The 18,037-nt window shown below is 67.9% G+C and carries 12 protein-coding genes and 1 pseudogene; 6 read left to right on the forward strand and 7 right to left on the reverse strand.

Features of this window, described 5'->3' with window-relative positions:
• Nucleotides 1-26 precede the first annotated feature (26 nt).
• From AC1Q6E_RS18070 to AC1Q6E_RS18080, 3 genes and pseudogenes are all read right to left on the reverse strand, one after another.
• Nucleotides 27-1,302: pseudogene (locus AC1Q6E_RS18070) on the reverse strand (efflux transporter outer membrane subunit); the annotation flags it as partial.
• Nucleotides 1,303-1,313: 11 nt separating this feature from the next.
• Entirely contained in the window at nt 1,314-4,511 is a 3,198-nt protein-coding gene (locus AC1Q6E_RS18075; RefSeq protein ID WP_492573219.1) for an efflux RND transporter permease subunit, read from the reverse strand.
• Nucleotides 4,512-4,529: 18 nt separating this feature from the next.
• Nucleotides 4,530-5,768: an efflux RND transporter periplasmic adaptor subunit gene (locus tag AC1Q6E_RS18080; protein WP_152795416.1), complete on the reverse strand. Its 1,239-nt coding sequence runs from the start codon at nt 5,766-5,768 to the stop codon at nt 4,530-4,532.
• Nucleotides 5,769-5,908: 140 nt separating this feature from the next.
• Between AC1Q6E_RS18080 and AC1Q6E_RS18085 the strand changes: the two genes are divergently transcribed.
• Nucleotides 5,909-6,925: a LysR family transcriptional regulator gene (locus AC1Q6E_RS18085; RefSeq protein WP_296558191.1), complete on the forward strand. Its 1,017-nt coding sequence runs from the start codon at nt 5,909-5,911 to the stop codon at nt 6,923-6,925.
• A gap of 23 nt (nt 6,926-6,948) precedes the next feature.
• Here the strand turns inward: AC1Q6E_RS18085 and AC1Q6E_RS18090 are convergent, their stop codons facing one another.
• The gene (locus AC1Q6E_RS18090; RefSeq protein WP_492573221.1) at nt 6,949-8,679 is read right to left on the reverse strand and encodes a phosphoethanolamine transferase; all 1,731 of its coding nucleotides are present in this window, start codon (nt 8,677-8,679) and stop codon (nt 6,949-6,951) included.
• 132 nt (nt 8,680-8,811) lie between these two features.
• On the opposite strand from AC1Q6E_RS18090, the gene AC1Q6E_RS18095 reads away from it, so the two are divergent.
• Genes AC1Q6E_RS18095 through AC1Q6E_RS18115 form a run of 5 tightly spaced genes read left to right on the forward strand, consistent with a single transcriptional unit; the run spans nt 8,812 to nt 13,848 of the window.
• Nucleotides 8,812-9,282 (forward strand): MarR family winged helix-turn-helix transcriptional regulator, encoded by a 471-nt coding sequence (locus AC1Q6E_RS18095; protein WP_152795412.1) that lies wholly within the window; start codon nt 8,812-8,814, stop codon nt 9,280-9,282.
• Nucleotides 9,279-11,330 (forward strand): FUSC family protein, encoded by a 2,052-nt coding sequence (locus AC1Q6E_RS18100; protein WP_492573224.1) that lies wholly within the window; start codon nt 9,279-9,281, stop codon nt 11,328-11,330. Before AC1Q6E_RS18095 ends, AC1Q6E_RS18100 begins: the two co-directional genes overlap by 4 nt.
• Nucleotides 11,320-11,526, forward strand: coding sequence for a DUF1656 domain-containing protein (locus tag AC1Q6E_RS18105; protein WP_296558196.1), 207 nt, complete (start codon nt 11,320-11,322; stop codon nt 11,524-11,526). Before AC1Q6E_RS18100 ends, AC1Q6E_RS18105 begins: the two co-directional genes overlap by 11 nt.
• 4 nt (nt 11,527-11,530) lie before the next feature.
• Nucleotides 11,531-12,430 (forward strand): efflux RND transporter periplasmic adaptor subunit, encoded by a 900-nt coding sequence (locus tag AC1Q6E_RS18110; protein ID WP_492573293.1) that lies wholly within the window; start codon nt 11,531-11,533, stop codon nt 12,428-12,430.
• Complete coding sequence (locus tag AC1Q6E_RS18115) at nt 12,427-13,848, forward strand: efflux transporter outer membrane subunit (RefSeq protein ID WP_492573225.1); 1,422 nt, start codon at nt 12,427-12,429, stop codon at nt 13,846-13,848. The genes AC1Q6E_RS18110 and AC1Q6E_RS18115 overlap by 4 nt, the downstream gene beginning before the upstream one ends.
• Nucleotides 13,849-13,855: 7 nt before the next feature.
• On the opposite strand, the gene AC1Q6E_RS18120 is transcribed toward AC1Q6E_RS18115, so the two are convergent.
• From AC1Q6E_RS18120 to AC1Q6E_RS18130, 3 genes are all read right to left on the reverse strand, one after another.
• A complete protein-coding gene (locus AC1Q6E_RS18120) occupies nt 13,856-15,508 on the reverse strand; it encodes a bifunctional aspartate transaminase/aspartate 4-decarboxylase (RefSeq protein ID WP_152795402.1) in 1,653 nt (550 codons plus the stop codon).
• A gap of 34 nt (nt 15,509-15,542) precedes the next feature.
• Nucleotides 15,543-17,234, reverse strand: a complete 1,692-nt coding sequence (aspT, locus tag AC1Q6E_RS18125; protein ID WP_152795400.1) for an aspartate-alanine antiporter — start codon at nt 17,232-17,234, stop codon at nt 15,543-15,545.
• 173 nt (nt 17,235-17,407) lie between these two features.
• On the reverse strand, nt 17,408-18,031 hold the full coding sequence (locus tag AC1Q6E_RS18130) for a DNA-3-methyladenine glycosylase I (RefSeq protein ID WP_152795398.1): 624 nt from the start codon (nt 18,029-18,031) through the stop codon (nt 17,408-17,410).
• Nucleotides 18,032-18,037 lie beyond the last annotated feature (6 nt).

The raw sequence follows: 18,037 nt of genomic DNA on the forward strand, positions 1-18,037 counted from the left end.
GCAGCTGACCGAGCCCTCGTGGGACGAGATATGCGACAGCCGGGCCGCGCGCGCGCCCGACGCCACCGCCTCGTCCTGCGCGCGGTACTGATCGGCCAGGATGCGCAGGTTGGCCAGGTTGTCCTCCACCTCCTTGAAGGCCGTCAGCACTGTCTGCCGATAGTTGGCGGCTTCTTCTTCGTAGGCCGCCCGCGCGGCCTGGAGCCCGGCTTCGCGCCGTCCGCCGTCGAAGATGGGCAGCGTCAGCATGGTCCCCACCAGCGGACCCAGCAGGAAGGTGCGGCTCGACCAGTTGAACAGGTCGCCCAGCTGCGCCGACTCGTAACCCAGCGCGCCGGTCAGCGCCAGCCTGGGAAAGAAGGCCGTGCGCGCAACGCCGACCTCGGCGTTGGCGGCCGCCATCGCCCGCTCGGCCGCGGCGATGTCGGGTCGGCGTTCCAGCAGCTCGGACGGCAGGCCGGGCGGGACCGGCACCGCCAGCCTGGCCAGGGGACGTGCCGGCAGGCTGAAGTTGGCCGGCGCCTCGCCCAGCAGGATCGCCAACGCATGTTCCGCCGCCGCGCGCTGGCGGGCGATGTCCAGCGCCTCGGACCTGGCCGATGCCAGCTCCGTGCGCGCCCGCGCCAGGTCCAGTTCGCTGATGTCGCCTTCGTCGTAGCGGCGCTGGATCAGCGCCAGCGTCCGTTCGCGCAAGGCCACGGTACCGCCGTAGAGTTCCTGTCCCGCATCCAGCTCCCGCACCAGGAAATACGCCTGCGCGACGTCGGCCTGCACGGCCAGCAGCACCGAGCGCAGCAATGCCTCGCCTTGCCCGGCCCGGGCCGACGCCGCATCGACGCTGGCCGCGACCCGGCCGAACAGGTCCACCTCGTAGGCCACGCTGGCCTGGGCACGCCACAGCGTGGACGGGGACGTATTCGCCTCGGCGGGCAATCCCTTCGAGGCCGGCGACGGCCGCTGCCGCGTGGGGCCGGCGCCCGCGTCCACGCGCGGGTACAGGTCGGCCCGCGCCTCGCCCAGCCGCGCCCTGGCTTGTGCCAGCCGTGCCACCGCTGCCTTGAGATTCTGGTTCGCGTCCGCCGCGCGCGCCTGCAACTGATCCAGCACCGGATCGCCGAATACCGTCCACCAGTGTCCACGGTGGGCATCCTCGGCCGGCCGGGCGGCCTTCCAGTTGCCAGCGGCCGCTTCCTTGAACGCCACCGGCACGTCGGGCCGGGGCGGATCATAGACGGGCGCCACCGAGCAGCCCGCCAGCACGAGCAAGGCCATCGATGCCGCTCGCCGCAGATATTTCTTCATGGGATTCTCTTTCACTTCAGTGGCTCCGCGTGGTGCGCCGCCACGATGGGCGCCTCGTGCTGGGCGGCCGAGTGCAGCTTGCGCGCACCGCTGGCCAGCCGCAGCAGTACATAGAAGACGGGGGTCAGGAACAGGCCGAACAAGGTCACGCCCAGCATCCCGAAGAACACCGCCACGCCCATGGCATGCCGCATCTCGGAGCCGGCGCCGGAGGACGTCACCAGCGGCACCACCCCCATGATGAACGCGATGGATGTCATCAGGATGGGACGCAGGCGCAGACGGCTGGCCTCGACGGCCGCCTCGATCACCGACCTGCCCTGCAGCTCCAGCTCGCGCGCGAACTCGACGATCAGGATGGCGTTCTTCGAGGCCAGGCCCACCAGTACCATCAGACCGATCTGGGTAAAGATGTTGTTGTCTCCCCGCGTCAGCCAGACGCCCGTGAGCGCGGCCAGGATGCTCATCGGCACGATCAGGATCACCGCCAGCGGCAGTGTCAGGCTCTCGTACAGGGCCGCCAGCACCAGGAACACCAGCAGCACGCTGATCGGAAACACCCAGATGCCGGCATTGCCCGCCAGGATCTGCTGGTAGGTCAGGTCCGTCCAGGCCAGTTTCATGCCCCGCGGCAGGACTTCCGCCGCGATGCGCTCGGCGGCGGCCTGTGCCTGGTCCGAGGAGTACCCCGGCGCCGGCCCGCCGTTGATGTCGGCGGCGGTGTAGCCGTTGTAGCGCACCACCATTTCCGGTCCGAATGTCGGCCGCACATCCACCAGCGACGACAGCGGCACCATCTCGCCCGCGGCATTGCGGGTCTTCAACGCCAGGATGTCGTCAGGATGCGCGCGAAACGGCGCGTCGGCCTGCGCGCGGACCTGGTACACCCGCCCGAAGCGGTTGAAGTCGTTCACGTACAGCGAACCCAGGTAGATCTGCATGGTGTCGAACACGTCCGTGACGGCAACGCCCAGCTGCTTGGCCTTGACCCGATCCAGTTGCACGTCCAGCTGCGGCACGTTGATCTGGTAGCTGCTGAACGTCGGCCCGAGCTCGGGCGCCTTCTGCGCCGCGGCCACGAAGGCCTGCGCGGCCGCATCCAGTTCGGCGTAGCCCAGCGCGGCCCGGTCCTCGATCTGCAGCTTGAACCCGCCCAACGTGCCCAGGCCCATGACGGGCGGCGGCGGGAATACCGCGATGAAGGACTCCTTGATGGCCGAGAACTGCTGGTTGAGTGCGTTCGAGATCGCCTCGGCCGAGACGTCCCGGCCCTTGCGTTCGTGGAAGTCCTTCAGCGACACGAACACGATGCCCGCGCTCGAGCTGTTGGTGAAGCCGTTGATCGACAGTCCGGGAAATGCGATGGCGCTTTCCACGCCCGGCTGCTTGAGCGCGATGTCGGACATGCGCCGGATGACGTCTTCCGTACGGTCGAGCGATGCCCCGTTGGGCAATTGCGCGAAGGCGACCAGATACTGCTTGTCCTGCGCGGGCACGAAGCCTCCCGGCACGATGGACGAGACGCCGAGCGTCAGCGCCAGCAACACGCCGTATACGCCCATGACCACGGCCTTGCGCGAAATGACACCCGATACCCCGTCGCCATAGCGGTCGGACGCCCTGCCGAACAGATCGTTGAAGCGGCGGAAGAAGCCCCCGAACAAGCGGTTCATCACGCGCGTCAAGGCATCGGGCCGGGCATCGTGGGACTTCAGCAGCAGGGCCGCCAGCGCCGGCGACAGCGTCAGCGAATTGAACGCCGAGATCACCGTGGAAATGGCGATGGTCATCGCGAACTGCTTGTAGAACTGGCCGCTCAGGCCGGTCATGAAGGCCAGCGGCACGAATACCGCGACCAGCGTCAGCGCGATGGCGATGATGGGACCGCTGACCTCGCGCATCGCGCGATAGGTAGCCTCGCGCGGCGTAAGCCCGGCGGCGATGTTGCGCTCCACGTTCTCGACCACCACGATCGCATCGTCCACCACGATGCCTATGGCGAGCACCATGCCGAACAGCGACAGCGCGTTGATCGAATAGCCGAAGCCCAGCATCAGCGAAAATGTTCCGATGATGGAGACCGGCACCGCCAGGAGCGGAATGATGGACGCCCGCCAGGTCTGCAGGAATACGATGACCACCAGCACCACCAGGGCCACGGCCTCCAGCAGCGTGACCACCACCGCCTTGATGCTGGCGCGCACGAACTGCGTCGGGTCGTAGACGATGCGATAGTCCACCGACGGCGGGAAGTCCTTGGCCATCTCCTTCATGGCCGCCCGCACCTGATCCGACACCGCCAGCGCGTTGGCGCCAGGCGACTGCATGATGGCCAGCGCCACCGCCGGCTTGTTGTCCAGCAATGAACGCAGGCCGTACTCGGCCGCGGCCAGCTCGATGCGCGCCACATCCGACAGGCGCGTCACGCCGCCGTCGGGCGAAGTCTTCAGGACGATGTTGGCGAAATCCGACTCGGTCTGCAGACGGCCCTGCGTATTCACCGACAATTGCAGGGACACGTCGGACGCGCTGGGCGAAGCGCCGATCACGCCGGCCGCCACCTGCACGTTCTGCTCGCGTATCGCCGCCACCACGTCCGAGGCCGTCAGCCCCCGCTGCGCGACCCTCTGGGGATCCAGCCAGACACGCATCGAATAGTTGCCGGCCCCCCACAGCTGCACTTCGCCCACGCCGGGAATGCGCGCCAGGCGGTCCTTGACGTTGATCAGCGCATAGTTGCGCAGGTAGGTGATGTCATAACGATCGTCAGGCGAGATCAGATGCGTCACCATCGTCAGCGTGGGCGAACTCTTGATGGTCGTGACGCCCAGCCGCTGCACGTCCTCGGGCAGGCGCGGCAGCGCCTGCGACACCCGGTTCTGCACCAGTTGCTGCGCCTTGTCCGGGTCCATGCCCAGGCGGAAGGTCACCGTGACGGCCAGGTTGCCGTCGCTGTTGGCCTGGGACTGCATGTACAGCATGTCCTCGACGCCGTTGATGGACTCCTCCAGCGGCGAAGCCACCGTCTCGGCGATCACCTTCGGATTGGCGCCGGGATACTGCGCCCGCACCACGACCGAGGGCGGGACGACTTCCGGATACTCCGAGATGGGCAACTGGAACATCGCCAGCGCGCCCGCCAGCAGGATCAGGACCGATAGCACGCCCGCGAAAATGGGCCGGTCGATGAAAAACTTGGAAATATTCATGATCGTGTCCGGAGCGCCTCAAACCTGCTTCGGCTGGCGGCCGGCCTGCGCGCGCGGCGGCGCGCCGTCGGCCGGCGGGTGATCGTCCGCGAACCGGCCCGGCTGCCCCGCCATGGGGACTTCGCGCGGCGCCACCGGCTCGCCCGGCCGCACGCGCTGGAGCCCGTTGACCACGATGCGCTCGCCCGCCTTCAGGCCGGCGTCGACCACGCGCAGGCCATCGCTGGCCGTGCCCAGGCGCACTTCGCGATAGCTCGTCCGATTGCCTTCTTCCAGCACCAGCACGAAACGCTTGTCCTGGTCGGTGCCGACGGCGCGTTCATCGATCAGCAGCGCATCGCGCGGCTTGCCGCCGCCCAGTTGCACGCGCGCGTACAGCCCGGGAATCAGTTGGCCGTCGGGATTGTCGAACACCGCGCGCACGCGGATGGTGCCCGAGGCCACGTCCAGCCGGTTGTCGATGAAGCTGACCGTGCCCTTGCGCGGATGGCCGTCCTCGTTGGCCAGGCCCAGGTAGACCGGGATGGTCCCCGAACCCGCGCGGCTGGCCTGCGCCATCTTCAGATAGGTGGGCTCGTCCACGTCGAAGGCCGCGTACATCCGCGCCGTCGACACCAGGGTGGTCAACGGCGCCGACGCGGCGCCAGCGGCCACGACGTTGCCCACCGTCACCTGCGCGCGCGAGATGCGGCCGCTGACCGGTGCCGTGATGCGCGTGTACTCCAGGTTCAGCCGGGCAGCCTCGAGCGCGGCCCGCGCGGCCTGCAGATTGGCCACCGCCTCGCGCGCCGCGTTCTGCTTTTCCTCGAAATCGCGCTTGGCGATCGCGTTGTCCGCAAGCAGCCGCTGGCCGCGGGCCAGGTCGGAGGCCGCGTAGGCGTCGCGCGCCTCGGCCGCGGCGAGCTGGCCCTGGACGCGGGCGACCTCGGCCGCGTAGGGGCGCGGGTCGATGGTGAACAACACCTCGCCCTTCTTGACCAGGGCACCGTCCTGGAAATGCACGGCGGTCAGCGTTCCGGACACCAGGGGCCGGATCTCGACGCGGTCCACCGCCTCCAGCCGTCCGGAATAGCCGCGCCAGTCCGTGATGCTGCGGCTGACGACCTCGGCGACATCCACGGCCGCCGCGGGGGCCGGCGCGGCCGGGGCCTCCTGGCTGGCCAGGGCCGGCATCCGCTGCACGGCGATGCCGCCGGCAACGCCAAGCACGGCAACGCCCAGCGTGACCGCCAGCGCGTGTTTGCGAAAACGAAACATGAAAAACCTCGGGCTCGTATGGGTGAATACAGCGATGCCCGATTTTGAGTGTTATCTTGTTTCCGATAAATCCTGCGTTTTTACAAACACTATTCATCCAGAACGAACAATCGCCGCCCATAAGGCGGCAGGAGCCTCCCGTGGACAAATTCCAGGCCATGCAGGTGTTCACGCGCGTGGTGGAAGCCAACAGCTTCACCATGGCCGCCGACAACCTCGGACTGCCGCGCGCCACCGTCAGCACGACCATCCGCAACCTCGAACGCGCGCTGCAGGTCCGGCTGCTCAACCGGACCACGCGCAAGATCAGCCTCACGCCCGACGGCGCCTCGTACTACGAGCGCTGCATACGGCTATTGGCTGACCTGGAGGAGGCAGAGACCTCCTTCCGCGATGTCGCGCGCCGGCCCCGGGGCCGGCTGCGGATCGACACGCCGGCCTCGATCGGCCGCTCGATCCTGATCCCCTCGCTGTGCGAATTCCACGAACGCTACCCGGACATCGAGCTGGTGATCGGCATGGGCGACCGCCCCGTCGACCTGGTCCAGGAGGCCGTGGATTGCGCCATCCGTGTCGGCGAACTCCAGGATTCGTCCATGGTGGCACGGCGCATCGGTACGTTCGAAAGCCTGACCTGCGCCGCGCCTTCGTATCTCGAAGCCTATGGCGAGCCGCGCACGATCAAGGACCTGGAACGCCATCATGCGGTCCACTATTTCTCCGCGCGCACCGGCCGCACCATCGACTGGGATTTCGTCGTCGACGGCGTGGCCACCGAAGTCAAGGTCAAGAGCATCGTCGCGGTCAACGACTCGGACGCCTACGTGGCCTGCGGCCTGCAGGGCTTCGGTCTCATCCAGCCCGCGCGCTATATGGTGCGGCCCCACCTGGAGTCCGGACAACTGCGCGAGGTCCTGACCGGCTGGAAACCCTCTCCCATGCCGATCTCGGTGGTCTACCTGCACAACCGGCACCTGTCCCCCAAGGTCCGTGCCTTCGTGGACTGGGTGACCGAACTGTTCGGCCGTTGCCCGCTGCTCGGCGGCGAATGCCACGCGGGCGAGATGCCGCAGGAGTGCGAGTTCGCCTGCGAACCCACCGGCCATACGGTCCGGTCCGTCATCGAACAGCACAACCTGGCCGAAAGCGTCTTCTGACGCCCTCGCCAGGGCCTGTCGCCCTAACCCCGGACGCGGCTCTTGCCCGCCCGGGCCTCGACCGCCGCGCGGCACGGAGCGAGCAGGTCCAGTTGCTCCTTGTACACGTCCGTCCGGACCTCGAACATCCCCAGGAACGAATGGAACAAGTTGTCGTGACTATAGGGTTCGTCGCGGCGGGCGGCCAGGCAGGCCGTGTCCACGCCCCAGCCTTGGGCCGCGCCGGGTGACATCCACATCACCATGGGCACGTGGGTCTGGGCGCGCGGTGCGATCGCATACGGCGCCGCGTGCAGGTAGAGGCCATTCTCGCCCAGCGACTCCCCATGGTCGGACACGTAGACCATGGCGGTATCCCGCGTGGCGGCCTGCTTCTGCAAAAGAGCGACGACCTGCGCCAGGAAGTGGTCCGTGTAGAGGATGGAGTTGTCGTAGGCATTGACCAGCGCCCCTTGCGGACAATCCCCCAATTGGTTGGTCCGGCAAACGGGCTTGAATCGCTCGAATTCGGGCGGATAGCGCCGGTAGTACGCCGGCCCGTGGCTGCCCATGGTGTGCAGCACGATGAAAGCGTCGCCCGGATGGGCATCCATGTAGGCGGGCAGGCCTTCGAGCAGCGCCTCGTCGCGGCAGCCGTCGGCATCGCAATGCGGATGCCGGGGATCGCCCATGACGCTGTCGTTGGGCACGCGCAGGCAGGTACCCTTGCAATCGCTGTTGTTCTCGCGCCAGTAGACCGCCACGCCCGCCCGCTGGAGCACGTCCAGCAGGCCCTCGCGCGTCTTGGCCGCGCGGTCTGAATAATCCGCCCGGCCGAGGTTCGAAAACATGCAGGGCACCGACACCGCGGTGGACGTGCCGCACGAAGAAACGTTGGAAAAATTGAGCACGCCCAGGCGCGACAGCTCCGGCGTCGTATCGCGCGCATAGCCGTTCAGCCCGAAATGATCCGCGCGCGCGGTCTCGCCCACCACGAATACCACCAGGGACTTGCGGGGCCGCGCCGTGGCGGCGGCCCCACGGACGGCGTCCAGGCCGATCGGGGCCACGACCAGGGCGGCCTCCTTGGCGCCCCAGCGCTGGCGCGCATACTTGCCCAGCGCATACACATAGCTCGTCGGATTGATCTTCTGGGTCACCTGCCTGTGCTCGCGGAACAGCGGCGCATACACCGAGTAGAACCCACCCAGCATCGCCAGGCCGGTGACCAGGCAGGCCACGGCTACCAGCAGTCGGGTCGCCACGCCCCGCACACCTGCCGCGTACTCGACGCGCAGACGCCACAAACCCACCACCGGCAGGACCCCCAGCACAAGCAGGTAGCCCAGCAACCCGGGACTCAGCAAGGCCCCGGCCTCGCGCGCGTCGGTCTCGACCAGGTTCTGCACCATCACGTTGTCGATCGCGATGCCGTAGGTGGACATGAAATAGGCCGCCAAGGCGGAGACCGGCAGCAGCACCGTCAGCAACGGCTTGAACACCGTCTTGAACGAAAACAGCGTCAGCAGCAGCCCGAACACCGACCACATCAGGATGGCGAACGAGAGATAGAAGGCGGCGGAACTGGCACCGTTCCAGGGGACGATGCGCAGGATATCGCGCCAGACCGCGAGGTTGTAGAAAAGCATCAGCGCGGCGGCAATGGCGAGCGACAGGCGCGTGCTGTTGCGGAGTCCCCAACCCCGGTCCCGGCCGGCCGCGACCAACCCCCAAATGAACGCCCCCGAGCGGCGTTCGTGTAGTGCGGAAGACAAACTGGTGCTCCCATGAAGCAATGCCGGCCAGCCTATCGGAACCGTCATCGAAGAAACGTCGAATTTTTGTCGAATTTTTGTCGAACCGGCAAATTGTTAGCATACAAATAGTTTGCATGCTAATATCTTTCCATGGAAAGAATTGACAAACAGCTGGCCACCCTGACCATGGCCCTGGGCCGCACGGCCCGCGCCTACAAGTCGGCCGCCGACAAAATGACCGCCGATTTCGGCCTGTCCCAGGCTACCGCCTGGCCCGTGGTCATGATCGGCCGCCTGGGCGACGGCGCCCGCCCTGGCGCCGTCGCCGACGCGCTGGGCATCGAGCCCTCCTCGGTGGTCCGTGTCATCGATCGCGTGGTCGAGCTGGGCCTCGTGGAGCGCCGCGAAGATGCTTCCGACCGCCGCGCCAAGTCCCTGTATCTCACGGCCGCCGGCCGGCAATGCGCCGACCGGATCGAAGCCGCCCTCATCCCCTTCCGGCGCTCCCTGTTCGCGGGCAAGAGCACGGACGATATCGAAGCCTGCCTGCGCACGCTCGAAGGCTTGCAGGCCGCGATCGAACAACTCGCACAGGAATCCGGCCCCGCTTCGTCCCCATGAAGCTCCCTACTCTTTCAGAGACGCTGTTCTCGCTCAAGAGCTACATCGCCGCGGTCCTCGCCCTCTACCTCGCGATGCGCATGGGCCTGCCGCGTCCGTTCTGGGCCATGACCACCGCCTACGTGGTCAGCAGCCCGCTGGCCGGCGCGGTACGCTCCAAGGCGGTCTACCGCATCACCGGCACCACGCTGGGGACGGCGATGGCCCTGGCCGCCGTGCCGCTCCTGGCCAATGCGCCGGAACTGCTGTCGCTCGCATTCGCGCTCTGGGTGGGGCTGTGCCTGTACATTTCGCTGCTCGACCGCACGCCCAGGTCCTACCTCTTCATGCTGGCGGGCTACACCGCCGCGCTGATCGGCTTTCCCGCCGTCGCGCAGCCCGAGCAGATCTTCGACACCTCGCTGGCGCGCGTGGAGGAAATCCTGCTCGGCATCACCTGCGCCACGCTGATACACAGCCTGGCAATGCCGCAGGGCATCGGTCCCGTCCTCGTCTCCCGCGTGCAGCGGGCCTATGACGATGCCCAGCGGTGGATCGCCGACACGCTAGGCGGGAAACCCGACGCCGGCCAACTGGACCGCCGCAAACTGGCCGCCGATGTCACCGATCTGCGGTTGATGGCGACCCACCTGCCCTTCGACACCTCGCACCTGCGCTGGACCTCGAACGCCATCCATGCCGTGCAGGACCGCATCTCGTTGATGATGCCGCTGCTGTCCGCCATCGAGGACCGCCTGGCCGTGCTGCGGGCGATGCCCGCCGGCCTCGCCCGCGGCTGGGAAACGGTGATGCGGGACGTGGCCGCGTGGACCCGCGATCCCCGATCCCGGGACCCGGCGCGGCTGGCCGGGCTGGTGCGGGACATCGACGCGAACCACCCCGCGATCTCGCGGGACATGAACTGGCGCGACATGGTCGAACTCAGCCTGGGCTCGCGCCTGAAGGCACTGATCAACGCCTACGCCGACTCCAGCGCGCTGCGCACGCACATCGAGGCCGGCCTGCACGATGCCCGCTCGGAACTCATCCGCGAGCATCCCAACTCGCCCCGCGTGCTGCACACCGACCGCGGGCTGGCCCTGTTGTCGGCCTTCGCGGCCACCGTGGCCATCCTGGCCTGCTGCCTGTTCTGGATCGCCACCGCGTGGCAGGCGGGTTCGGGCGCTGCCCTGATGGCGGCCATCTTCTGCTGCCTGTTCGCCACCATGGACAACCCGGTGCCGGCGATACGGGTGTTCCTGAAATTCACGCTGTTGTCGATCCCCTGCTCGGCCTTCTACCTGCTGGTCGTGCTGCCGGCCGTGCACAGCTTCGAGATGCTGGTGCTGACCACCGCGCCGTTGTTCCTGCTCCTGGGCATCCTGGTCGCACGGCCGCCCACCACCGGCCGCGCGATGGCTTTCCTGTTCGGCGTGACGTCGGCGCTGGCGATGCACGACACCCAGACGGCCGATCTCGTCTCCTTCGCCAACAGCATGCTGGCGCAGGTCGCGGGCATCGTGGCCGCCGCCGTCTGTACACGGCTGTTCCGGACCATCAGTGCCGACTACGGCGCGCTCAGGCTGCTGCGCGCGAACTGGAGGGAATTGGCCGAACTGGGACGCGCCGACTCGGCCCGAAACATCGCCGTGACCGAAATCTCCGCCCGCATGCTGGACCGCCTGGCGCTGCTCTCGCCCCGCATGGCGGTGGCCCGCGCCAACGCGGACCTGCAGGACGCCGATGTGCTGGCGGACCTGCGCCTGGGCCTGAACATGACGCAGTTGCTGCGCCTGCAGCCCGAGCTGGACCGCGAGCACGTGTCCGTACGCCCGTTGCTGGCCGCGATGTCGTCGTTCTTTGCCGGCCGGCGCCTGCCCGCGCGGCGCCCGGCGCCCTCCCTCCTCTGCCGGGTCGACGGCCTGTTGCGCGCCGTGTGCGCGCTTCCCCCCTCGCCCGGACAACGCGACGCCGTCGCCGCGCTGTGCGGCATCCGCCGCGACCTGTATCCCGATGCCGACGATTATCAGCCGGCGTCCTCCCCGCCGGAGTCCGACCGTGTTCGCTGAAATCAATGTCTATGGCCTGTACGTGCCCGCCCTGTTGTTGCTGACTTTCGCGGCCCTTGCCGTGTCGCGGCTGCTCGGACATGGGCTGGCCCGCCTCGGGCTCTATCGCCTGGTCTGGCACCCCCCGCTGTTCGACGCCTGCCTGTTCGTCATCGTCCTGGCTTGCCTGTCGTTCCTGTTCACCCGCGAGTTCTAAAGTGATACCCAAGCTTTCATTGCCGGCGCTGGGCCGGTTCGCATTGACCCTGCTGGTCCTGGCCATCGCCATCGCCGCCGGCTGGACGCTGTGGCAGCGCTACGAGGTCCGCCCCTGGACTCGCGACGGCCGCGTCAAGGCCTATGTCGTGCAGGTCGCCCCCGATGTCACCGGTCCCGTCACCCAGGTGCTGGTGCGCGACAACCAGGCCGTCCAGGCCGGCCAGATCCTGTTCCAGATCGACAAGGCCCGCTACGAGCTCGCCGTGCGCCAGTCCGAGGCCGCCGTGCGGTCGCAGCGCGCCGCGCTGGCCCAGGCCATGCGCGAAACCCGCCGCAATGGCGAACTGGGCGAATTGGTCGCCCAGGAAAGCCGCGAGCAGGCACAGTCGCGCGCCGAGCAATTGGGCGCCGCCCTGGCCCAGGCACAGGCCAATCTCGATCTGGCCCGGCTCAACCTGACCCGCAGCACGGTGCGCTCGCCCGTCAACGGCTACGTGACCAACCTGGACCTGCAAGGCGGCGCCTACGTCACCGCCGGCCACGCCGTCATGGCGCTGGTCGATCGCGATTCGTTCTACGTCGAAGGCTATTTCGAGGAAAACAAGCTGCCGCGCATACACGTCGGCGACCAGGCCTCGGTGCTGTTGATGGGAGCCGGCGAGCCTCTGGAAGGCCACGTCGAGAGTTTCTCGGAAGGTATCGCCGACCGCGATCGCAGCACGGCCGCCAACCTGCTTCCCAACGTCAACCCGACCTTCAACTGGGTCCGGCTGGCCCAGCGCATCCCCGTGCGCGTCGTCATCGACCGCGTTCCGGATTCGGTCAGGCTGGTGGCGGGCCAGACGGCCACGGTCGAGGTTCGCGAACAGGCCGCGCCTCGTTCCGAAGGAGCGGCCTCATGAAGACCCGCGCCCCCCGGTACCTGGCCGCCGCGCTGCTGGCGACGATGGCCGCTTGCTCGACCGTGGGCCCCGACTACCATCTTCCCGGGCAGGCCGCGGCCAGATTGGAGGCCGCCAACGGTCCGCTGGCCGGACGGGAAACGGCCTCCGCCCTGTCCGTGCCGCTGCCGGCCCACTGGTGGCGCCTGTACGACGATCCGGTACTGGATGATCTGGTCGGCCAGGCGTTCGCCGCCAATGCCGATCTACGCGTGGCCGCCGCCAACCTGCAACGCGCCGCAGCCGTCGTCGACGAAGCCGGCGCCGGCCGGCGTCCGAGCGTCTCGGTCAACGCCTCCCCCGCCTATGGACGCGCCTCGGGCGCCGCCAAAGGCGTGCCCTACGCGCTGCCCGACATCGGCACCTACGACGCGGGCGCCGCGGTGTCCTACCAGGTTGATCTGTTCGGCAAGATTTCGCGCGGACTGGAAGCCGCGAATGCCGATGCCGAGGCGGCCCAGGCCGCCTACGACCTGGCCCGGGTCAATGTCGCCGCCGGCACCGTGCGGGCCTACGCCGAGGCCTGCGCGGCGGGCCAGCAACTGGAGGTTGCCCAGCACTCGATCGCGCTGCAGGAACAGTTCGCCGAACTCACCCGCAAACGCGCCGGCATGGGCCGGGGCACGTCGCTGGACGTCAGCCGCGCGCAAGGCCAGCTCGAGCAATTGCGGGCGGCCGTGCCGCCGCTGGAAGCGCAACGCGCCACCTCGCTCTACCGGCTGGCCGTGCTGGTCGGCAAAGTACCGGGCACGCTGCCCGTCTCCCTGGCTGCCTGCCATGCCCCGCCTGCCCTGCGCGACCCCGTCCCTGTCGGCGACGGCGCGGCGCTGCTGCGCCGGCGGCCCGACATCCGCCAGGCCGAACGCTCACTGGCCTCGGCCACCGCCCGCATAGGCGTCGCCACGGCCGAGCTGTATCCCAGCATCTCGCTGGGCTTGTCGGCCGGCAGCACCGGCACGCTGTCCCGGCTCGGCGCCGACAACGCCTTCCGCTGGAGCCTGGGGCCGCTCATTTCCTGGAGTCTTCCCGACACCGGCCTGGCGCGCAGCCACATCGCGCAGGCCGAGGCCGGCAGCGCGGCGGCGCTGGCCCGCTTCGACGCCGCCGTGCTGAACGCGCTGCGCGAAACCTCCAGCGCGCTGACCGTGTATGCGCGGGACCTGGACCGGACGGATGCGCTGCGCGCCGCCCGCGACAACAACCGCGACGCCGCCGAGCAGGCGCGCACGCTGTACCGCCTGGGACGCACCGACTTCCTGACGGCGCTGGATGCCGACCGTACCCTGGCCGGTTCGGAAAGCGCGTTGACCGCCGCCCAGGGGCAACTGGCCGCCGACCAGGCCGCGCTGTTCCTGGCATTGGGCGGCGGCTGGGAATAGTCCCGGGCTACTTCTTGCCGCTCTTCTTCGCCTTGCCCTTGCCTTCGGCGCGCTTGGCCACGGGCCCGGGCCGGCCCTTGCGGTAATCCTCATAGAACTGCTCGGCCATCTGCCGCAAGGCCCGGCCGATCGCCGCGTATTCGTATTCGTTCAGGTTGGCCAGCGACACGCGCCCGGCCGGCCGCAATGTACCGAAGCCACTTCCCGGCAGCATCACGATGCCCGTTTCGTCCGCGATGCGGAACAGCAGGTCGGTGGGCGCCACGTTCTTCTGCACCCAGGCCGCGAAATCCGGGCCGTGCAGGTCCCTCGCGATGGCGCCCAGGTCGAGCAGCGTGTAATAGTCCACCGCATTCTCGTCGTGAGGCTGGGCGATGCCCAGTTCGCGGTACAGCGCTGCCTGCCGCCGGCGTATCAGCTTCTTGAGCTCGGCCTTGTAGCCGTCGTGCTCGTCCATCAGGGCGAACAGCGAAAACAAGGCCATTTGCACCTGCTGCGGCGTGGACAGCCCCGCGGTGTGGTTCAGGGCCACGGACCGGCTGTCGGCCACCAGCCGGTCGATGAACTTCAGCCCGGGCACGTCCGGCGTGAGCGAGGCATAGCGTTCGTTCAGGGCCTTCTTCATCGAGGCGGGCAGGCCGCGCAAGGCCTCGTCCATGACGTTGTCGTCGTGGACGGCGATGGCGCCCAGGCGCCAGCCCGTCGCGCCGAAATACTTGGAGTACGAATAGACCAGGATGGTGTTGCGCGGGCATTTGGCGAACAGCGACTGGAAGTCGTCGGCGAACGTCCCGTAGACGTCGTCGGTCAGCACGATCAGATCGCGTCTCCGGGTCTCGATGATTTCGCGTATGCGCTGCAGCCCATGCTCGTTGATCTTGTAGGACGGCGGATTGCTCGGGTTGATGCAAAAGAAGACCTTCACCGCCGGATCCAGCAGTTTGTCGATCTCCGCGTCGGGGTACTGCCATCCCCGCTCGGGATCGGCATTGATGTACACCGGTTCGAGCCGATAGTCGTTCAGGCGCGGGATCTCGATGTAGGGCGTGAACGCCGGCATGCCTATCGCCACCTTGTCCCCCGCCTTGACCAGTCCGTTCTGCTTCATGGTGTTGAAGACGTAGGTCATCGCGGCCGTGCCGCCTTCCGTGGCGAAAACGTCGATGCGCCGATTGCTCAGGAACCCGCCGATCATTTCCTTGACCAGATAGGTCCGGACGATTTCCTCGGTGATCCGCAGCATGCGTGGCGGCACCGGGTAGTTGTCGCCCAGCACGCCTTCGACCATTTCGTGCAGGAACTCGGATGCGGGCAACCCCATCTGGTCGCGCACATAGCTCAGCACGCGTCCCAGGAATACCACGCCCTCCTTGTCGCTGTTCTCGGCGATGTAGGCGTTGAAACGGTTTTCGATGCCCTCGATCCGGGGCAGCCCGCCTATGCCGTGCGGCATGTACGAGAAGGACAGCTCGGCCTCGATGACCGCGAACAGCCCCAGCCGGAAGAATGCGCGCCGCGGCACGGTCGCCAGGAAGTTGGGATTGCCCCGCCCGGCATTGAGCATGAGGCGGTTCTGCTTGCTCGAAGCCAGTTCGATGAGTGCGTCCTTCAGTTCGAAAGGACTCAGTTTCGCGTACCGGCTGTAATCCGCTGTCGACATGACGGCCTCCGTGGTTGGATGGCTTGCGATGACCCTAGGCAAAAGCGACGACCAGCGGGCCAAGCAGGGTCAGGAACACATTGGCCAGGGCGTAGGTCACGGCAAAAGGCACGGTCGGCACGGAATTGCCCGCCTTGTCCAGCACTTCGCCGAAAGCGGGATTGGCGCTGCGGGATCCGGACAACGCGCCGGCGAAGACCGCCGCGTTGTCGTAGCGCAGCACATAGCGGCCGAACAGCATGGTCACCAGCAGCGGCACGATGGTGACGGCCACGCCGATCAGGAAGATGGAGAGCCCGCTGGCGCGTATGGTCTCGACGGCCTGGAGCCCCGACTGCAGGCCGACTACGGCAACGAAGCCCGCCAGGCCCAGGTCGCGCAGCAGCGTCGAGGCGCCGGTAGGCATGTTGCCCAGGCTCATCCGCCGCGTGCGGTACCAGCCGAACAGCAGCCCGGACAGCAGCGCCCCGCCTCCGCTGCCCAGCGTCAGGGGAATCGAGCCGATGCGCAGCACGGCCAGCCCGATGATCAGCCCCAGCGCCAGGCCCAGGCCGTGGTAGACCCAGTCGGTCTTGTCGCTGGGCACGATGACGGTGCCCACGCTGTGGGCCGCCCGCTGGATGTCGTTGCCCGTGCCGAACAGCACCGCCACGTCGCCCGCGCGGATCACCGTGTCCGGCTCCATCGGCAGCGGCCGGCCGTCCCGCTTCAGTCCCAGCACCACGATGCCATGGCGGATGTCGGCGGCGATACCCGCCCGTATCTGAGCAACGGTCTTGCCCAGGTAATCAGCGCCAGTGATCAGGACATCGCGCGTCAGCATGACCATGTCCATGCCGCTGGACGACAACACCTCGTCCCCGAGCGCCTGGCGCGCCGCCACCACCGCCGCCCGCCTGCCCGCCAGCAGCACGATATCGCCGGCGTGCAGCTTGAGATCAGCCTGAGCGGGAATGATCTGGCCGTCGCGCTTGATGCGCTCGACGGTGACCGCCATGCCGTCGGGCGCCAGCGCTTCGATCTCGCGCACGGTGCTGCCCGCGGCCGGGCCGGCCCGGTAGAGCCGCCCCACCACCTCGGGCGCGGCAAGCTGCTCGCCCGCTCCGGGCACGATCATGCCTGCGCTCATGGACGTCTCGGCCTTCACGGCGTCCTCGCGGATGTCGCGGCCCATGAACTTCGGCAGCACATTGACGCAGATGATGATGGCGCCGAACGAACCGAAGATATAGGTCACGGCATAGCCGATGGCCACGTTGGCCTGCAGGCGCTGGAGTTCGTCGGGCGGCAGGCCCAGCTTGGCCAGCGCCGAGCCGGCGGTGCCGATGATGGCCGACTGCGTCAGCCCTCCCGCCGCCACGCCGGCGGCCAGCCCCTTGTCCAGGTCGAACATCCGCGCCAGCACGATCACGGTCACGAGACCGGTGATGGCAAGCACCGCCGCCATGGCGATTTCTTTCAGGGATTGGCGCCCGAGGGACTTGAAGAATTGGGGACCGCTCTCGAAACCGACGGCATAGATGAACAGCGCGAAGAGCACCGCCTTGACGCCGTTGTCGATGGACACCCCGAGCTGGCTGAACAGCACGGCCACGAGCAGCGAGCCCGCCACGCCCCCGAGCTGGAATCTGCCGAACTGGAACTTGCCTATCCAGAAACCGATCGCCAATGAGAGAAACAGCAGGATCTCCGGCGACTGCCTGATGGCCTCATGTACCCACGTCATGACCTGCCCCCGTACGAATGCTTCGGTCCATCACCCGCGGCACTCGTGACACCGGGGATCGGACAGGGAAACCAACCGGTAACGCGACAAGGCACTGCATCCAGCGTGGATACTCTATACGAAGTCATCGCAACGTGCTACCTGTGCACGCTGTTTCATAGGGAGAGCCCCATTCAGGCCCGCTTTCCCCGGCCCGGGCCTCCCGGCCGGGGAAAGGACGCGCGCAGGGCCTCGACCTCCTTCCTGCATGCGCAATCCGGCCCGTGGTCGTTGACCATGCCGACGGCCTGCATCAGCGAGTACATCGTGGTCGGGCCCACGAAGCGCCAGCCGCGGCGCTTGAGCTCCCTGGACAGGGCCTTCGACTCCGGGGACTCGGCGCGCGGGGGGCCAGCGTAGGCGCTGGCGGGCTCATACCGCCACAGGAAGGCCGCGAGCGAGCCTTCCTCGGTACGCAGTTCGAGCGCCCGGCGCGCATTGTTGACGACCGCCTCGATCTTGCCCCGGTGCCGCACGATGCTCGCGTCGGCCAGCAGGCGTTCGACGTCGCGGGCGCCGAAGGCCGCCACCTCGTCGATTTCGAATCCGGCGAAAGCCTGGCGGAATGCCGGCCGCTTACGCAGGATGGTGAGCCAGCTCAGGCCGGCCTGGAAACCCTCCAGGCTGAGGCGTTCGAACAGCGCCGCCTCGCCGTCCAGCGGGCGGCCCCATTCCTCGTCATGGTAGGCGACGTACAGGGCATCGTTGCCGGCCCACGCGCAGCGGCGCGGCGGATCATCGGGTTCGTTGGCGTGCATGGCATG

It is taken from the genome of Pigmentiphaga sp. MLSB6-MA01 (assembly GCF_058793475.1).

Bases quoted from the DNA above. Each gene is read 5' to 3' on its own strand.
- AC1Q6E_RS18075 (WP_492573219.1), bottom strand. From the start codon at position 4,511: ATGAATATTTCCAAGTTTTTCATCGACCGGCCCATTTTCGCGGGCGTG.
- AC1Q6E_RS18080 (WP_152795416.1), bottom strand. From the start codon at position 5,768: ATGTTTCGTTTTCGCAAACACGCGCTGGCGGTCACGCTGGGCGTTGCC.
- AC1Q6E_RS18095 (WP_152795412.1), top strand. From the start codon at position 8,812: ATGGAAAGAATTGACAAACAGCTGGCCACCCTGACCATGGCCCTGGGC.
- AC1Q6E_RS18100 (WP_492573224.1), top strand. From the start codon at position 9,279: ATGAAGCTCCCTACTCTTTCAGAGACGCTGTTCTCGCTCAAGAGCTAC.
- AC1Q6E_RS18115 (WP_492573225.1), top strand. From the start codon at position 12,427: ATGAAGACCCGCGCCCCCCGGTACCTGGCCGCCGCGCTGCTGGCGACG.
- AC1Q6E_RS18120 (WP_152795402.1), bottom strand. From the start codon at position 15,508: ATGTCGACAGCGGATTACAGCCGGTACGCGAAACTGAGTCCTTTCGAA.
- aspT (WP_152795400.1), bottom strand. From the start codon at position 17,234: ATGACGTGGGTACATGAGGCCATCAGGCAGTCGCCGGAGATCCTGCTG.
- AC1Q6E_RS18130 (WP_152795398.1), bottom strand. From the start codon at position 18,031: ATGCACGCCAACGAACCCGATGATCCGCCGCGCCGCTGCGCGTGGGCC.